This is a genomic window from Streptomyces sp. NPDC093260 (assembly GCF_040683715.1).
Lineage (GTDB): Bacteria > Actinomycetota > Actinomycetes > Streptomycetales > Streptomycetaceae > Streptomyces > Streptomyces sennicomposti.
This window is the reverse complement of the sequence record NZ_JBFBEK010000014.1, coordinates 131,135-147,030: the sequence shown is the minus strand read 5'-3', so window position 1 is coordinate 147,030 and position 15,896 is coordinate 131,135. Positions and strand designations below refer to the sequence as shown.

Annotated in this window: 13 protein-coding genes and 2 pseudogenes; 9 read left to right on the top strand and 6 right to left on the bottom strand. The window is 73.1% G+C overall.

Annotation, left to right across the window (positions count from 1 at the left end):
• Positions 1 to 41 precede the first annotated feature (41 nt).
• Complete coding sequence (locus AB0N63_RS19835; protein WP_365530282.1) at positions 42 to 1,082, bottom strand: hypothetical protein; 1,041 nt, start codon at positions 1,080 to 1,082, stop codon at positions 42 to 44.
• Positions 1,083 to 1,132: 50 nt separating this feature from the next.
• Positions 1,133 to 2,323, bottom strand: coding sequence for a DUF4185 domain-containing protein (locus tag AB0N63_RS19830; protein WP_365530281.1), 1,191 nt, complete (start codon positions 2,321 to 2,323; stop codon positions 1,133 to 1,135).
• A gap of 575 nt (positions 2,324 to 2,898) precedes the next feature.
• Between AB0N63_RS19830 and AB0N63_RS19825 the strand changes: the two genes are divergently transcribed.
• From AB0N63_RS19825 to AB0N63_RS19815, 3 genes and pseudogenes are all read left to right on the top strand, one after another.
• The gene (locus AB0N63_RS19825; RefSeq protein WP_365530280.1) at positions 2,899 to 3,921 is read left to right on the top strand and encodes a penicillin acylase family protein; all 1,023 of its coding nucleotides are present in this window, start codon (positions 2,899 to 2,901) and stop codon (positions 3,919 to 3,921) included.
• Between the two features lie 166 nt (positions 3,922 to 4,087).
• Positions 4,088 to 5,134 (top strand): alpha/beta hydrolase-fold protein, encoded by a 1,047-nt coding sequence (locus tag AB0N63_RS19820; protein WP_365530353.1) that lies wholly within the window; start codon positions 4,088 to 4,090, stop codon positions 5,132 to 5,134.
• Positions 5,135 to 5,273: 139 nt separating this feature from the next.
• Positions 5,274 to 5,465: pseudogene (locus AB0N63_RS19815) on the top strand (helix-turn-helix domain-containing protein); the annotation flags it as partial.
• A gap of 324 nt (positions 5,466 to 5,789) precedes the next feature.
• Here the strand turns inward: AB0N63_RS19815 and AB0N63_RS19810 are convergent.
• Both AB0N63_RS19810 and AB0N63_RS19805 read right to left on the bottom strand, forming a co-directional pair.
• Positions 5,790 to 6,461, bottom strand: a complete 672-nt coding sequence (locus AB0N63_RS19810) for a histidine phosphatase family protein (protein WP_365530279.1) — start codon at positions 6,459 to 6,461, stop codon at positions 5,790 to 5,792.
• A 171-nt stretch (positions 6,462 to 6,632) separates the two neighbouring features.
• Positions 6,633 to 7,598, bottom strand: a complete 966-nt coding sequence (locus AB0N63_RS19805) for an alpha/beta hydrolase (protein ID WP_365530278.1) — start codon at positions 7,596 to 7,598, stop codon at positions 6,633 to 6,635.
• 166 nt (positions 7,599 to 7,764) lie between these two features.
• Between AB0N63_RS19805 and AB0N63_RS19800 the strand changes: the two genes are divergently transcribed.
• Both AB0N63_RS19800 and AB0N63_RS19795 read left to right on the top strand, forming a co-directional pair.
• A complete protein-coding gene (locus AB0N63_RS19800; RefSeq protein ID WP_365530277.1) occupies positions 7,765 to 8,235 on the top strand; it encodes a MarR family transcriptional regulator in 471 nt (156 codons plus the stop codon).
• A 176-nt stretch (positions 8,236 to 8,411) separates the two neighbouring features.
• Positions 8,412 to 9,551 carry an alpha/beta hydrolase gene (locus AB0N63_RS19795; RefSeq protein ID WP_365530276.1) on the top strand — a complete coding sequence of 380 codons (1,140 nt, stop codon included), beginning with the start codon at positions 8,412 to 8,414 and terminating at the stop codon, positions 9,549 to 9,551.
• A gap of 120 nt (positions 9,552 to 9,671) precedes the next feature.
• On the opposite strand, the gene AB0N63_RS19790 is transcribed toward AB0N63_RS19795, so the two are convergent.
• The gene (locus AB0N63_RS19790; RefSeq protein ID WP_365530275.1) at positions 9,672 to 9,863 is read right to left on the bottom strand and encodes a hypothetical protein; all 192 of its coding nucleotides are present in this window, start codon (positions 9,861 to 9,863) and stop codon (positions 9,672 to 9,674) included.
• Positions 9,864 to 9,977: 114 nt separating this feature from the next.
• Here AB0N63_RS19790 and AB0N63_RS19785 point away from each other — a divergent pair, with 114 nt between their 5' ends.
• Complete coding sequence (locus AB0N63_RS19785) at positions 9,978 to 10,559, top strand: GNAT family N-acetyltransferase (protein WP_365530274.1); 582 nt, start codon at positions 9,978 to 9,980, stop codon at positions 10,557 to 10,559.
• A 95-nt stretch (positions 10,560 to 10,654) separates the two neighbouring features.
• Here the strand turns inward: AB0N63_RS19785 and AB0N63_RS19780 are convergent, their stop codons facing one another.
• The gene (locus tag AB0N63_RS19780; RefSeq protein WP_365530273.1) at positions 10,655 to 12,088 is read right to left on the bottom strand and encodes a gluconate:H+ symporter; all 1,434 of its coding nucleotides are present in this window, start codon (positions 12,086 to 12,088) and stop codon (positions 10,655 to 10,657) included.
• A 391-nt stretch (positions 12,089 to 12,479) separates the two neighbouring features.
• On the opposite strand from AB0N63_RS19780, the gene AB0N63_RS19775 reads away from it, so the two are divergent.
• The 3 genes and pseudogenes from AB0N63_RS19775 to AB0N63_RS19765 all read left to right on the top strand — a co-directional run.
• Entirely contained in the window at positions 12,480 to 14,540 is a 2,061-nt protein-coding gene (locus tag AB0N63_RS19775) for an ATP-binding protein (protein ID WP_365530272.1), read from the top strand.
• The gene (locus tag AB0N63_RS19770; RefSeq protein ID WP_365530271.1) at positions 14,537 to 15,241 is read left to right on the top strand and encodes a response regulator; all 705 of its coding nucleotides are present in this window, start codon (positions 14,537 to 14,539) and stop codon (positions 15,239 to 15,241) included. The genes AB0N63_RS19775 and AB0N63_RS19770 overlap by 4 nt, the downstream gene beginning before the upstream one ends.
• A 107-nt stretch (positions 15,242 to 15,348) precedes the next feature.
• Positions 15,349 to 15,732: pseudogene (locus AB0N63_RS19765) on the top strand (chlorophyllase); the annotation flags it as partial.
• Positions 15,733 to 15,896: the final 164 nt, after the last annotated feature.

Here is a 15,896-nt window from a genome sequence, read left to right as displayed (position 1 = left end):
TCCCGGGCCGTGTCCGTCGAGCGGTGTGCCGGTGGTGCGGGTCAGTTGGCGGTGATCCAGGTGCCCTTGTCGGCGCGCCAGTGGACGGTGGCGTTCTGGAAGCGCTGCATCCTGCCGCCGCCGGCCTCGTCCGTCTCGTCCGTCGTCGGATACCCGAGGACGGACTCATGACCGCCCGCGTGGAACGCGTCGTAGATCGCGTCGTGCACGACGTGCGTCCCCGTCGCCGGCGACCACAGGAACAGCCCCCGCTCGAAGAACTGGTACCGCCCCTTCGTCCCGTCCGGCGCCCGCGACGCATCCGCCTCGTCCATCGTCGGGAAACCCCACCGCCGCTCGGCGTCCGTCGCCCAGAACTTGCTCAGGATGTCGCCGTACACCGCGTACGCCACATCCGGGTGCCACAGGATGATCCCGTTCCGGAAGAGCTGGAAGCGCCCGCCCAGGGAGGCCGCCTCCTCCGCCCGGACCGGTGCGCCGAGGACGCCGCCCGCACCGCCCATGCCGCCGTACTTCGCCCCGATCGTGCCGTAGGGCTGGAACGCCTCGTCCCGCAGCGCCACGGCGGTGCCTTCGGCCTGGTCGTAGCGTTCCGGGTAGGCGGAGCGCTGGACGGCCTGCGCGAGCTGCCCGGCGCTGCTGCCCTCCATGCCGGGTTCCATCTGCTCGGCGACCTCGAAGAACTTGGACGCCGCGTAGTCGACGTCCAGGACCTGCTCGGGCGATCCCCAGCCCTGCGAGGGGCGTTGCTGGAAGACGCCGAGGGAGTCCCGGTCCCCGCAGGCCAGGTTGTTCATCCGGGACTCGACCCAGCCGGTCTCGAACCCGGCGAGCATGGCCTTCGGGGACACGTTCATGCGCTGGCCGACCTCGTAGACCTTGCGGGTGACCGCGATGTCGCGCTGCGCGGGGATGTCGCAGAACGCCGCGGCGGGCGCGGGGTGGCCGAGGGGGCCGGGTGTCTTCGGGGGGCTGGTGCCGTCGGCGCTCGCGGGGCCGGCGCCGAGGGCGGTCAGGACCGTGAGGGCGGCGAGCAGGACGGTGCCGCCTGCTCTCGCGCGGCGTAAGCGGACTGCGCTCACTCGTCTCCTCCTGTGGGGGTGGGTGCGGAAGGGCGACTGCGGGGTGCGGCTCACGCGGTGATGCCGTCGTACTGCAGGACGCGGTAGGGCGACTGGTGGGGCTGGCCGTTCCACTGCGAGACGATCAGCGTCAGGGAGGTGGGTCCGGCGCTGCCCGGGTGGATGTAGCCGCCGTAGAGGAAGGGGAGTTGGGGCCTGCCCCAGTGGTTGGGCGGCCAGGTGGCGTTGCCGACGATCTGCGGCTTCGGCGCGCTCCACACGGCGTCGGGCCGGGGGGCGGTACGGGTGCAGATCGAGTAGTCGGTGACGTCGAAGTAGCTCATGCAGTACGTGCCGCCGATGCGCTTGACGGAGAACTCGCCGATGTTGTTCCCGGAGAGGATCACGGACGGCTGGACCGCGCGGGTCCACTGCCATCCGCCGTCCAGGTAGGCCCAGTTCTCCTGCGCTCCGAAGTTGCCGGCCCGGAACTCCTCCGGCCGGATGCGGAAGAGCTGGATCGCGCCGCCGTCGCCGGTGTTGAGGTGGCTGCCGTTCCAGCGCTTGGAGAAGATGTACAGCCAGCCGTCGGGGTCGATGCCCGCGAACGACCACATGCCGTACATGGACTGGTTGACACCCTGCGTGTCGCCGGCCCAGTGGTAGGGGTAGTCGTGCCAGGTGACGCCGTGGTCGTCGGAATAGGCGACGCCCGACATCCGCGAGCCGTCGTAGCCCGCGGGCGGCTGCCAGACCTCAACGGAGGTGTACTGGATGTAGGTGCGGCCGCCGAACTCGATGCAGTCGTTCGGGATGCGGCTGACCTCGAAGCCGTAGCCGTTGTCGGCGTTGTGCCGGTAGTCGAAGAGCTGCCGGGCGCCCCCTCCCGTGGGCATGGCCCAGGTGAACGAGATCGGGGTGGAGCCGGAGGCGTCGAAGGAGGCCTGGTTCAGCATGACCGGGGAGCCCAGGTACTCGCCTCCGAGCGCGGGTTCGCTGAAGGAGTCGCCGAAGACATAGCCCCAGGTGTTGTCGTGCTCCCGGTGGTAGGGGATGGCGAGGTCGCCCGATCCCAGGCCCTGCGCGCGGGCCGAGTCGCCGGGCTGTTCGCACAGCGGCGCGCCGTTCTGCGCCGCGGCGGCGGAGGGCGCCGCGGCGAGGGAGCCGCCGAGCGCGCCGGCGGTCAGGGCGGCGCCCGCTCCGGCCTTGAGCAGGGTCCGGCGGGTGGGCGGACGGCGGTCGGGGTGTGCGGAGTCGGACATGTCGTCCCTTCGGGGTCGGTTCGCCGCAGAGGACTCGGTCGGTCCGTCTCGGCGGACTGGGTGTCGGTCGGGGTCGGTCGGGGACGCGGGCCGCGGGCGCTGTGCCGACCGGGCCTGCGGGTTCGGGCGCCATGGCCGGTGCCGAGGCGGCACGAGGTGATCGCCGCGCCACGGCGGCGGGTACGGACACGGATACGGACCGGACGGGCCGGAAGGCCCGCGGCGGCAGGATCATCCTGGCGAGGGGCGTTGAAAAGACGATGAAATCCCCGTTCAGCGAGGGGATGTCGCGCCACACGGGTCTGCGGGGAGGGACCATCGCGGAGCCGTCACCCGGCGGCCCGCACCGTCGCACACCCACAGCGGCGTCACGGGAATTTCATCGGCCCTCCTTAGCGTGACCGTGTCCGCACAGCCGCCGGTACGGGAGGGACGGCTCGATGACACGCGGGGAGACGCAGATCGAGGCTGCCGATGGCGGTGATGGCCGCGGTCGCCCTGATGAGCACGACGGCGGTCGCCGCCTCGCCCGCCGACGGGGAGGGAAGCGCCGAGGCGACGAACCGCTACACCACGTGCCGCCGGTCTCCATGCTCGACGGCAAGCGCAGCGCGTGCGACTGGCCGGACGACCCGAACGCGGTCGCGCCGGGCCTCATGGACCCGCGCAGACAGCCGCGCCTCATCCGCTCCGACTTCGTCGGCAACGCCAACGACAGCGCCTGGCTGGCCAATCCGGAGCAGCCGCTGTCCTTCCCACGGGTGATGGGCGACACGGCCGCACCCCGGTCGCTGCGCACCCAGGAGCTGATCCTCACGGCGCAACACCGGATCGACGGCACCGACGGCCGGCCCGGCAAGGGCTGCACCCCCGAAACGATGCGGCAGTCGCTGTTCGCCGACCACAGCAGGGCGGCCGACCTGGCGCTCAACAGCACGGTGACGGCGTGCCGGAACACGCCTTTCGGGACGGTCCTGGTGGACGGCAACCTGGTCGACGTGAGCGAAGCCTGCCCGATCGTGGCCGCCTGGAAGAGTCACGCCTACACGTCGGACAGCCGCGGTTCCTGGTTGTTCGCCATCTACTGGTCGTACCTGCTCGGCGGTCAGGCCGTCGAGAAGCTGCCCTGGCGGGTGCCCTTCGACGCGAAGGACCCTGTGCACACGCCGAATTCGCTGGACCCGGGCAGCTCGGCCGTCCGCGACGCGCTCGCCCGCGAGGTGTTCGCCCTGCGCAAGTCCGGCACTCCGCTGAACGCGCGGCTCTCGGACGTCCAGAACATCACCCGGGGCGGTGAGCAGATCCCGGTCCGCGGCTCCATCGGCGAGTTGGGCGTGCTGAACGTCATCACCCCCGGTCAGGTCGACGGCAGGACGGACGTCGTCTTCGGGTCCGGTTTCCTCCAGGAGGTACGCTTCACCGCAAACGGCCCGCCGCAGACCTCCTCCCTGCTGACCTACTCCCAGTCGGCCGAACCGGCCTCGCCGCACTACGCCGACCAGACGAGGCTGTTCTCGGCGGGCCGGTGGGTGACCGAGCGCTGCACCGAGGAACAGATCGCGGACTCACCGCAGTTGGAGGTCGAGGTCCTGAACTGAGACCGCCGTGCGAGCGCGCCGGAACGCCGCTGACGGCACCCGGTGTGCTCCTTCCCCCCGGGGCGTCACCGTGCCCCGGCACATCTCGCCCTGCCCCGCACGAAGGCTCACGAGGAGGCACGCTGTGGCAAGGACATCGAACCGCCGGCGACTGACGGTGACCGGAATGGTCACCGCCGCCGCACTGGCCCTGGCCCTCGCACTGCCGGCCGGTCCGGCACAGGCCGCCGACGGCACCGCACCGCCACCGTTGACGAACGGGTTCGGACTCACCCAGGTCGACACGGCCGTGGGCGGCCCCACGAACTTCACCATCACGGTGACCACGCCGGAGGTCTCGGGCAAGCACCACATCAAGATCATTCTGCCGAGCGGCTACTACGCCGACCCGGACAGGCGCTACCCCGTGCTGTACTTCCTGCACGGCTCGCCCGACGACCCGATCCAGCAGAACTATCCCGCGCTGACCATGTCCGACTCGATGATCACCGTCATCCCGGACGGCGGCGCCCGCGGCTGGTACGCCAACTGGCTGAACCAGAAGACCCAGATCGGCGCCCAGAACTGGGAGAACTTCCACCTCAAGCAGGTGATCCCGTTCATCGACGCGAACCTGCGGACCATCCCCGCCAAGAAGGCCAGGGCCGTCGCCGGCGTCTCCATGGGCGGGTTCGGCGCCCTGCACTACGCCCAGGACCGGCCCGACCTGTTCAGCCAGACGGCATCCCTGTCGGGGGACATCGACCTGTCGGCCAGGTCCATGGACCTGCGGCTGGCCGTCGTCGCCTCGGTCACGGACGCGCTCGGCGCGATCTGCGGCTCGTCGTCCGGAGCCTGTGACCCCGGCAGCTCCCCGTACAGGCCCGGCGTGGACAGCGACGCCCTGTTCGGCTCCCCCTATCCGGTGTTCAACGCCGACTGGCGGTGGAACGAGGTCGATCCCGCAGCGCACATGGACAAGCTCGCCGGGATCGGCGTCTCCGTCTATGTGGGCAACGGCGGCGGCGTCCCCACCGAACCGGAGTTCTGGCTCGAAGGCGCGGCCCAGCACGTCAAGGACAGCATGGACGCGCTCGGCATGCCGTACCACTACGTCGACTACGGCGACGGCTCCGGCTGGGGCACCCAGTGCAACGGCGGCCACAACAGCTACTGCTGGGAACAGGACCTGCGGGACCTGATCCCCCGGCTGGAGCGGGCGTTCGCCTCCTGACCGCGGGCGGGGACGGACCGGGGCCGGCTGCCGCCCGGGAGGCGGCGGCCGGCCCGTCCGGCGCCCCGCGCGCCCGCCTCACGGCGCCGGCACGGTGACCTCCCGCTTGAGGACGTAGGGAGCCTGTCCACCAGCCGCATTCACCGCCGCCGGCTCCGCCGGGGCCGCGGCCCGGACCCTCTTCCTCCATCCCCGCACGGTCCGCTACCGCCTGGGCCGAGTCGAGGAGCTGACGGGGCGGTCCCTCTCCGGTCCACGGGCGACGGCGGACGTCAGGGCGGCGCTCCTGGCGGTCCGTCACCCTTCGAGCGGCCACTCGGGGAGCGGATGACTTAGGGAGCGGTCAGTCCCCGAGCGGTCACTCCCTGTGCGGTCATCGCCGCGAGCGGCCGGCCCCCGAGCGGGGGCGGCCACCGGCACACGCACGGCGGCGCCGGTGGCCCGCCCGGCGCGAGGACCCGTCCGACATGCACATCGGGGACCCGAGCGCCCGGCAGATCCTCCTCGGGAGTCCGGGAACGTTCCCCTCGACCTCGACCCATTCCAGGACCTCCCGACGCGCAGGTACGCGCCGCCGTCCACGCCCTGTTCACCGCCTCCACGGCGATGTCGCGGACGACGGCCGCGTCCGCCTGACGGCGACCTGGGGTCCGGCTCAGCGGTAGGTGAGCTGGTGGCGCCGGTCGCCGGCGAAATGGGCGTGCTCGTTGAAGGTCAGGAGGGTCGTCCCGGACCCGCCCGCCACGAGGGTGGTGACGGAGGCGTTGACGGTCACGCGGTTGAGGGCGACGACTCCCTCGTACGGCAGGGACAGCAGCGTGCCGCACAGCGCGGCCAGGAGGCCGCCCGAGGTGACGACGACGGCGTCCCGGCCCCGGCCGAGCGCGGCGGTCAGGTCGGCCAGCGCGGCCCGCGCCCCCGCGGCGAAGGCGGACCACGTCTGGCCGCCGGGCGCGTCCGGGTCCCGCATCCACGCCAGCAGGGCGCGATCGAGCAGGTCCTGCACGGACCGGCCCGCCAGGCTCCGCACGGAGCCGTCCTCCTGCGACGAGGCGGCGTACCGGGCCAGCAGGGCGAGATGGTCGTACTCGTTCCAACGGGCGTCCTGGTGCAGCGGCCCCCCGAACCCGCCCGCGCCCGCGAGGAGTCGTGCCGTCTCGCGCTGGCGGACGAGGGTGCCCGACACGAGGTGGGGGTCGCGCAGCCCACGGCGGGCGAGTTCCCGTCCGACGACGCCGGCTTGGGCGCGCCCGAGTTCGGACAGGACGTCGTAGTCCTCCGCGGCGGCCGAGGCCTGGCCGTGGCGGACGAGGCAGATGAGCGGCATGGGGGCGTTCCTGTCCGTCCTCTTGGTCGCTCCGTGCGGCGGAAGGCCGAACGGCAGCGGAGGTCACAGTGGTCGTCGGCGATCGGGGCGTCACGGAGGGCCGGTGCCGTGGGCCGACGTACGGCCCGGACGACGATGTCGTCCAGGCCGTGCCGAGGGGGACCGACCGGATCACACGGTACCGAGCGCCGCCCTCAGGGTGGCGACGGCCTGGTCGATGGCGGCTCCGGCCGCCTGGGTCTCGCGCAGGGCGTCGAGCATGACGAAGTCGTGGATGACGCCCTGGTAGCGGACGGCGGTGACGGGGACCCCTGCCTGCCGGAGCTTGTTCGCGTAGGCCTCGCCCTCGTCGCGCAGCACGTCGGCCTCGGCGGTGATGACCAACGCGGGCGGCAGCCCGGTGAGCTGCTCGGTGGTGGCGCGCAGGGGGGAGGCGGTGATCCGGGCGCGTTCGGTCTCGTCGGTCGTGTACTGGTCCCAGAACCACCGCATGCCGTCGCGGCGCAGGAAGTAGCCCTCGGCGAACTGGTGGTAGGAGCCGGTGTCGAAGGCGGCGTCGGTGACCGGGTAGAACAACACCTGCTGCGCCAACGGGACATCGCCGCGTTCCTTGGCCATCAGCGTCAGCGCGATGGCCATGTTGCCGCCCACCGAGTCCCCGGCCACGGCCAGCCGCGTACCGTCCAGGCCCTTGGCCGCGCCCTCGCGCACGATCCACCGCGCCACGGCGTAGTTCTGCTCGACGGCGACCGGGTAACGGGCCTCGGGCGACAGGTCGTACTCGGGGAAGACCACCGCGGCCCGCGCACCCACGGCCAGTTCCCGCACCAGACGGTCATGGGTGTGCGCGTTGCCGAACACCCAGCCCGCGCCGTGGATGTAGAGGATCACCGGCAGGGCGCCGGCGGCGCCGGCGGGCCGCACGACGCGGGCCCGGACCGAACCGGTGGGGCCACCGTCGACGGTTACCCACTCCTCGTCCACGGCCGGCTTGGCGACCTCGCCGGACTGCACCTCGTCCACCGCCTTGCGGCCCTCCGCGGGCGGCAGCTGGAAGAGGTAGGGCGGGTTCGCCGTCGCCTCGGCGAACGCGGCGGCGGCCGGCTCGAGCACCGGGCTGTTGCTGTTCTCGGTCATGAGGTCGCTCCTTCTCGAGCGTGCCGGTGGCCGGGAGGACCACCCGTCAGCACGGAAAGAACAGTACAGCGCGATTAAGTAGTGCACAACTTAATCGAGCACAAACACATCGCGGGAGCGTGAAATGTTAGGATCCGAGACGCCGCCGACGCGAGGAAGCCGAGTCATGGATCACCCCGACGAGCAGGGTTCGCTCCTGCTCCAGGACCAGTTGTGCTTCGCCCTGTACGCGGCCTCCCGATCGGTCACCACGCGCTACCGGCCCCTGCTGGAGGAGCTGGGGCTCACCTATCCCCAGTACCTGGTCATGCTGGCGCTGTGGGAGCAGGACTCGGTGTCCGTGCGCGAGCTGGGAGCCTCCCTGCAACTGGACTCCAGCACGCTCTCCCCGCTGCTCAAGCGCCTGGAGTCCGCGGGTCTCATCAGCCGCCGGCGCCGCCCCGACGACGAACGGTCGGTGGCCGTCACCCTGACCCGGTCCGGCGCGGAACTCCGCGAGCGCGCCCGCTCCGTACCCCTGGCCATCGGCGAGGCGATGGGGCTGACCCCCGAACAGGACGCCACCGCCAAGCAACTGCTGCGCCTGCTCACCGCCAACGTCAACGCCGCCGGCACGGACCGGCCGGAGAGCGGCTGACCCGCACACCGCGGGACGAGGCCGCGTCTGCGACCGTGCGCCGAAACCGTCTCCCGCCGCACATCACTCCTTCGGCGGTGCCGCGTCACCCGAGCGCGTTCACCCGTTGGCCGAGTCGAGAAGTCACCCGGGAGGGTGTGCGCCGGGGGGATGAATTCACTCAAAAGGAGAAGCGCATGCGTGCATTCGACGGGCGAGGCCTCCGCAGGCCCAAGCTGGCCATGGCGGCGGCCGTGGTCGCCGGGACCGTCCTCACCGGCTACAGCGCCGCGCCCGGCGCCGCGGCGTTCGCCCCGGCCGCCGCCGTCACGGGCGGCGGCACCGCCGGCGACGACACCTCCAACGGCAACGTCCCCTGCGGGATGCCGCCCGTCACGCTCGACCGCACCACCCAGTCCTTCCTCAACAAGCTCGCCGCGCAGGACGGCAAACCGCTGTTCGAGCAGACGCCCGCACAGGCCCGCGAGGTCCTGAACAAGCTCCAGGCCGGACCCGTGCCCGAGCTGCCGGCGGACATCAGCGAGAAGACCGTCAAGGGCGGTCCCACCGGCGAGGTCTCCCTGCGCATCGTGCGCCCCGCCGGGGTCAAGGGCACCCTCCCCGGCCTCGTCTTCATCCACGGCGGAGGCTGGGTCCTGGGCAACGAGAAGACCCACGACCGGCTGGTGCGCCAGCTCGCCAACGGCGCCCGCGCGGCGGTCGTCTTCGTCAACTACACACCCTCCCCCGAGGCGCACTTCCCGGTCGCCATCGAGCAGGCGTACACCGCCGCCAAGTGGGTGGCCGAGCACGGCGCCGAGATCGGCGTCGACGGCAAGCGCCTCGCCGTCGCCGGCGACTCCGTCGGCGGCGACATGACGGCCGCGGTCACCATGATGGCCAAGCAGCGCGGCGGCCCGGCGTTCCGCGAGCAGGTCCTGCTCTACCCCGTCACCGACGCGAACTTCGACTCCCCCTCCTACCGGCGGTTCTCGGAGAACTGCTGGCTGACCCGCGCCAACATGAAGTGGTTCTGGGACAAGTACGCGCCCGACGCCGCCGTCCGCAACCAGCCGCTGGCCTCGCCCAACAAGGCCACCACGGAGCAACTGCGCGGGCTGCCCCCGGCGCTCGTCGTCACCGACTCCGACGTCCTGCTCGAGGGGGCCAAGACGTACATCGGCAAGCTGCGGGCGGCCGGTGTCGACGTCCAGCACCTGCACTACGCGCAGACCGTGCACGACTTCATGATGCTCGACGCGCTGCGCGACACGTGGTCGGCCAAGGACGCCGTCGCCCGGACCAGCGCCGCCCTGCGTCAAGCCCTCTACGGCTGACGAGCACCGCACCGGCCGGCCCGAGGTGTCCCCGCACCTCGGCCGGTCGCCCGCCGGGCAACGCCCACTGATACGCCGTACGGGCCCTGTGCTGAACGGCCCTGTGCCGTACGGGTCGGTTCAGCGGGCGGCGTTCATCGCGGTGGGCAGCCAGGCGCGGTAGCGGCGCAGGGACCGCCGCTGGTGGCGTCGCTCGGAGAGCAGGGCGCGCGCCGGGTGGGTGCCGGGCCTGGGCTCGCCGCCCTCGGCGAGGCGGCGCATCTGGTCGCGGACCGCGGCGGGGTCATCGCATACGCTGTGTACAGCGTTCACATCAACCCGACGCTGTGAGCGCTGCAAACGTGGGGATGTGTGACCTGTGCCGCAGGCGAGTGCCTACGACCACGGCGATCTGCGCGCCGTCTGGAACCGAGCGGAGGTCGGGTCATGAAGAGGACGGCAGACGGGGCGGCGGCGCCCGATACGGCGGGAACCGTCGTCCACCGGGTGGCGCGTCCGGAGGACGGCGAGGCCATCGCCGGGATCGACACGTCGTTCACGACGGACTCGGTGTTCGAAGTGACCGTCACGGGCGGGGGGTTCAGGGTCGTCGAGACCCGGGTGGAGCATCCCGTCCACAAGGTGTTCCCCGCCGACGACGGCGGCGAGGACGACCAGGGCGGCCCCGGGCCGGACCGGACCGTGGTCGCCCTCGACGGGGACGAGGTGTGCGGCTTCGTGACGGTCTCCTTCGCCCCGTGGAACAGACGCCTGACCGTCCGCGACATCGCCGTCGCACCGGCGTGGCGGGGCAGGGGCGTCGGACGGACCCTGCTGCGTCACGCCGTCGACTTCGCGAAGGAGTGCGGGGCCGTCCACGTGTGGCTGGAGGTCAGCAACGTCAACGCCCCCGCCGTGCACGCCTATCTGCGGGCGGGCTTCGTCCTGTGCGGGCTGGACACCACGCTCTACGAGGGCACGGAGTCGGCGGGCGAGGTGGCGCTGTTCATGTCCCGCCGGGTCGACTGACCCCGGCCCCGCCCAGCCGCCCGACGGCCCGAACTCCCGTGCAGGTGGCCGGCGGTCCGGGATCCTCACCCGACCACGACCACGGACCGCCCGCGTCAGACGAAGACCGAGACCAGCAGGGCCATCAGCAACCCGCAGACGCTGACGAGGGTCTGGATCGCGGTGTGCGACTTCGTCGCCTGGCCGAGGGTCATGCCGAAGGACTCCTTGACCAGCCAGAAACCGGCGTGGTTCACGTAGTTGAGACCGATCGAGCCCGCGCCGATCGCGACGACCAGCAAGGAGTTCTGCACGCCTGAGTCGCCCGCCATGGGGGCGAGGATGCCGGTCGCGGCGACGATGCCGACCGTCGCCGAACCGGTGGAGAAGGACAGGACCAGGGCGATCAGCCAGCCCAGCAGCAGGAGGTTGAGGTGCGCGCCGGTGGCGGCCGACTCGACGGCCTTGCCGATCCCGGTGTCCTCCAGCACCTGGTTGAACGCGCCGCCGCCCGCGATGATCAGCAGGATTCCGGCCACGGACTTGATGGCCCCGGTCAGCGACTCGCGCACCTTCTCCGGCGCGTGCCCGCTGCGGTAGCCGAGGGCGAACAGCGCGAACAGGAAACCGGCGAACATCGCGATCACCGGCTCGCCCGTGAAGGTGAGCACGTGCCGCACCGGACTCGATCCGGCGAGCGCCAGCTCGGCGACGGTGCGCAGCAGCATCAGCACCACCGGCACCAGCACCGACGCCAGGGCCCAGCCCAGGGCGACACCGCCGGTCCGCCCGGCGCCCGCCGCGCCCGGTCGCGCGTCGCCGTCCGCCGCGGACGACGTGTCCGCGTCCTCGGCCGGCGCCGTGCCGGTGAACTGCGCGACGAGTTCCCGGTCGGGGTGCACGGCCAGGCGCGGCGCGATCCAGCGGCCGTACAGCGGGCCGGAGACCACGATGGTGGGCACCGCGCAGATCAGGCCGACCAGGATGGTGGTGCCGAGGTCGGCGTGCAACCCCCGGACGCCGATGAGCGGCCCGGGGTGCGGCGGCACCATGCCGTGCAGCGTGCACAGCGCCGCGATGGTGGGGGCGGCCAGGTAGACATGGGCCGAGCCCTTGATCCGGCCGTCGGCCTGGAGCCTGCGCGCGACGCTGAAGATCAGCGGCAGCAGCACGATCAGACCGACCTCAAAAAACATCGGGATGCCGATGACGAACGCGGCCCCGGCCATGTACCAGGGCAGCGAGCGCGTTCCGGCGCGGTCCACGATCACGCGCGCGATCCGTTCGGTGGCGCCGGAGTCGGCCAGCAGACGGCCCAGCATCGCGCCGAACGCCAGGGTGATGCCGACGTTGCCGAGGATGTCCCCGGCGCCCTTCTCCACCGAGTCCGCGATCTGTTCGGTGGACAGGCCCGCCACCAGGGCCACGCCGATCGACACCACCATCAGCGCCACGAAGGGGTGGAACCTCAGCCGTGAGTTGATCAGCAGCACCAGGACGCCGATCGCCGCCGCGAGGGTGGCCAGCAGCAGCCACGCGTGCCCCGTCACGGCCGCCGCCCGGCGGCCACGGCGGTACGGTGCACGAGGTGTGCGGGGCGTACCGGACGTAGGGAGGCTGTGCCCGTCGGGAGGGGGCGGCGATGGGGGGCGGTGCCGGTGCGTGCGGTGCCGACGCGCCACGCTGCGCGCGGTATGAGCATGTGTTCTCCTGCGGTTGCGGCTCGTGCCGCGACGCCGCCGGCGACCCGGCGGGCGCCGGACCGGTTCGGCCCGGCCGCGCCCCGTGGGGGCGTCCCGGTCGCGTCGCGTGTGTCCCAGCGGGGAAGCTATGCGCCGGACCCGGCGGCTTTGAAGCATGCGCGCGTTACCCGCGAAACCGCCTTTCCGCGAGTTGTGCGCATTGTGCTCAGCGCTCGGCGGGGGAGCTACCGTAGGGCCGGTGAGACCCGCCCCGCCCCCGTCCGCCGCCGGCCGTCCTCAAGGACCGCCGGCGCGTCGGCGGCGCCGAGTCTGGCGGCGGCCGCGGCTGCGCACCCGTACGGTGCTGTTGCAGTGCGCGGTGGTCACCCTGGTGGTGAGCACCGCCTTCGGCGCCTTCGCGTACGACAGCGAGCAGCGCCTCACCCGCGAGTACCAGCAGCGGGCCCTCGCCGTCGCCCGGACCGTGGCCGGCGAGCCCGCCGTGCGCGCGGACGCGGACCGGTGGTCGGCCGCCGCCCAGCGGCCCGGCGGCGGCGCCGCGCACGTGTCCCGCACCGTTCTGGCGGGCAGCCCGCTCAACGCGCGCGCCGAGGAGGTGCGGCGCGCGGCCGGCGCGCTGTTCGTCGTCGTCACCGACGACCGCGGCACCCGGCTGACCCACCCCGACCCCGCGCAGCTGGGCCGCCCGGTGAGCACCGACCCGTCGGTCGCGCTCTCCGGGCACGAGGAGCTGGCCCGCCACCACGCCCACCTCGGCGAGGAGGTGGTCGCCAAGGTCCCGGTGCGCGCCCCGGGCTCCCGCGAGGTGGTCGGCGAGGCGAACGTGGGCGTGTCCGCCGCGGCCGTGCAGGCCGCACAGACGCGGGTCCTGCTCAGCGGCGTGGGCTGGCTCGTCGCGGCGCTGCTGGTCGGTCTCGCCGCGTCCGTGCTGCTGGCCCAGCGCTGGAAGCGGCTCACTCTCGGTCTCGAACCGGAGGAGCTGGCCACGCTGGTGCAGGAGCACGAGGCCGTGCTGCACGGCATCGGCGAAGGCGTCCTCGCGCTGGACGCCGGGGACCGGGTGACGGTCGCCAACGACGAGGTGCGCAGACTGCTCGGCGTGGACGCGGCGCCCGGCACACCCGTCGCCGAGCTGGGTCTGACCCCGCGGGTGCGCGCGGTGCTGCGCAGGCCTGCCGCCGGGCGCGCGGTGATGGCCGTCGTCCGCGAGCGGGTCCTGGTGGTGTCGGCGCGGACCGTGCGGCGCGAGGGACGCCGGCTGGGCACACTGCTCACCGTCCAGGACCGAACGGCGGTGGAGTCGCTGACCCGGCAGCTCGACGCCGTACGGACCATGAGCGGTGCGCTGCGGGCGCAGCGGCACGAGTTCGCCAACCGGCTGCACGTGCTCTTCGGGCTGCTGCGCTCCGGGCAGCCGGCCGAGGCCACCGGCTACCTGGAGGCCCTGCTCGGCTCGGGGCCGCTGGGCGAGACCCTGCCGGACTTCGACGACAAGGCCCTGCGGGACTCCTCGCTGCGCGCCTTCCTGTCCGCCAAGGCGGCCGCGGCACGGGAGCGCGAGGTGACGCTGGTGCTGGGCGGCGGCACCTGGGTGCGCCGGACCGTCACCTCGCCCGTCGACGTGACCACGGTCCTCGGCAACCTGGTGGACAACGCCGTCGACGCCGCGCGGTCGGGACGCCGCGTTCCGCGCCGGGTGGAGGTCGAACTCATCGGTTTGGAGGGGGAGATGCTGATCACGGTGGCCGACAGCGGGGACGGGGTGGACCCGGTGCGGTGCGCGGACCTGTTCGACGAGGGGGTCTCCACGAAGGAGCCGGACTCCGCCGCCGGGACCGGGCGCGGCATCGGGCTTCCGCTGGCCCGCCAGGTCGCCCGCGCCCGCGGCGGCGACCTCCGGCTGACGGACCCGGGCGCGCCGCCGCAGGCCGGGACGGGCGACGCGGCGACGGCTGACGGCCCTGGCACGATCGGCGGCGCGGCCGGTGAAGCGGCCGGCGAACCGGACGACCGGGTCACCGGCGGGGCCGTCTTCGTGGCGCGTCTGCCCGGCGTGCTCGCGGACGACGAGGACGCTCCCGGGACCGGGGACGGCCCCGACGTGTCGCCCTCCCGTGCGGGCAGCGGTTCGGGGACGCCCGACGGAACCGCGCCGATCCCCCACCCCGGCCCCAGCACCAATACCGCGACCGGAACCAGGAGCGGCACCGGAGCCGGCACCGGGACCCGTGCGGGGGCGGGCGCCCCCCGGATCCCCTCCCCCGCCCGTCCCGACGTCCCTCCGGGGTGCGCCACGTGAGCACCAGTCCTGCGTCCACGTCCGCCGGTCCGGGGCGGCCGCTCTCCGTCCTGGTCGTCGACGACGACTTCCGGGTCGCCGGTCTGCACGCCGACGTCGTGGCGCAGACGTCGGGCTGCGCGGTCGCCGGCACGGCGCACTCGGCCGGTGCGGCGCTCGCGCTCCTCGAGCGGGCCGAGTCCCCGATCGACCTCGCGCTCGTGGACCTGTACCTGCCGGACCGGCCGGGGCTGGAGCTGCTGCGCGCGCTGCCCTGCGACACGTTCGTGCTCAGCGCGGCGGCCGAGGGGCGTACGGTGCGTTCGGCTCTGGCGGCGGGCGCGCTGGCGTATCTGATCAAGCCGTTCCCGCCGGACGAGCTGGTCCGGCGGCTGCGCGGCTATGTGCGCTACCGGCAGCTGACCGACGCGGACACCGTGGACCAGCGGACTCTGGACGACGCGCTCGCCGCCCTGCGCGAGAGCGGGGACGGCGGTCGCCGGACCACCACCGCCGCGCACACCGTGACCCGGGAACTGGTGCTCCGCGCGGTCCGGGAGGCCGCCGGGCCGCTGTCCGCCGGTGAGGTCGCCGCGATGGTCGGCGTCTCCCGCGCCACCGCGCAGCGGTATCTGGCCGACATGGTCGGCCGCGGCGCGCTGCGGATGCGCCTGCGCTACGGGGTGGCGGGGCGGCCGGAGCAGGAGTACCGCGAGCCCTGAGGCGCCGACGGGGCCGAGCGGTTGCCGTCGGTACGGGCCGACGGCGGAGGGTGGCCGTCACCGCGTACCGCCCGGGTCCGGGCCGTCACCGCGTTCCGCCGGTCGGGCTGACTCCTTTCGCCCACGAGAACCTCCCCTGGCTGTGCGACCAGGACTTCCCGCGCATCACCGCTCCCTGGCTCGTCGTCGCGGGGGACGAGGACGAACTCCCGCTCTGCACCCGGGGACCGGCCTGGACGACCGATCCGTACGCCCTCGGCGGCGACCGGAGCCTGCTGACGGTCCACGGCGGCCGGTACCTCCTCGGCGGGATCTCCGGCCACGGCGCGGCGGAGACCACCGACGAGAGCCCCGGGCGCGTGGCCCTGGTCCAGTGGGGCACCCTCGCGTATCTGCGCCATGTCACCGGCGTCGACCAGGGCGACTGGGAGGGGGTCCGGGCCGCGCTCGCCGGTGGCTGCCACCCGTTGGGCCTACTGGAGTCGAAGTGACCGCTGTGCCACCGTCCCGGCGCGCCGCCACGTCAGCAGTGCTGCGCACGCGACCCGGCGAAGCCCGTGGGCACCGGATCGTTCCGGGAGGGCGGAACGGGAGTCACCGTGTCATCGGCTCTTCCGTTCGGGCTGTTCCGGCGCCCGCCGCGACGGGGGCGCGG

Coding starts and splice junctions, on each gene's coding strand:
- AB0N63_RS19830 (WP_365530281.1), bottom strand. CDS start 2,323: ATGTCCGACTCCGCACACCCCGACCGCCGTCCGCCCACCCGCCGGACC.
- AB0N63_RS19820 (WP_365530353.1), top strand. CDS start 4,088: ATGGTCACCGCCGCCGCACTGGCCCTGGCCCTCGCACTGCCGGCCGGT.
- AB0N63_RS19810 (WP_365530279.1), bottom strand. CDS start 6,461: ATGCCGCTCATCTGCCTCGTCCGCCACGGCCAGGCCTCGGCCGCCGCG.
- AB0N63_RS19805 (WP_365530278.1), bottom strand. CDS start 7,598: ATGACCGAGAACAGCAACAGCCCGGTGCTCGAGCCGGCCGCCGCCGCG.
- AB0N63_RS19800 (WP_365530277.1), top strand. CDS start 7,765: ATGGATCACCCCGACGAGCAGGGTTCGCTCCTGCTCCAGGACCAGTTG.
- AB0N63_RS19795 (WP_365530276.1), top strand. CDS start 8,412: ATGCGTGCATTCGACGGGCGAGGCCTCCGCAGGCCCAAGCTGGCCATG.
- AB0N63_RS19785 (WP_365530274.1), top strand. CDS start 9,978: ATGAAGAGGACGGCAGACGGGGCGGCGGCGCCCGATACGGCGGGAACC.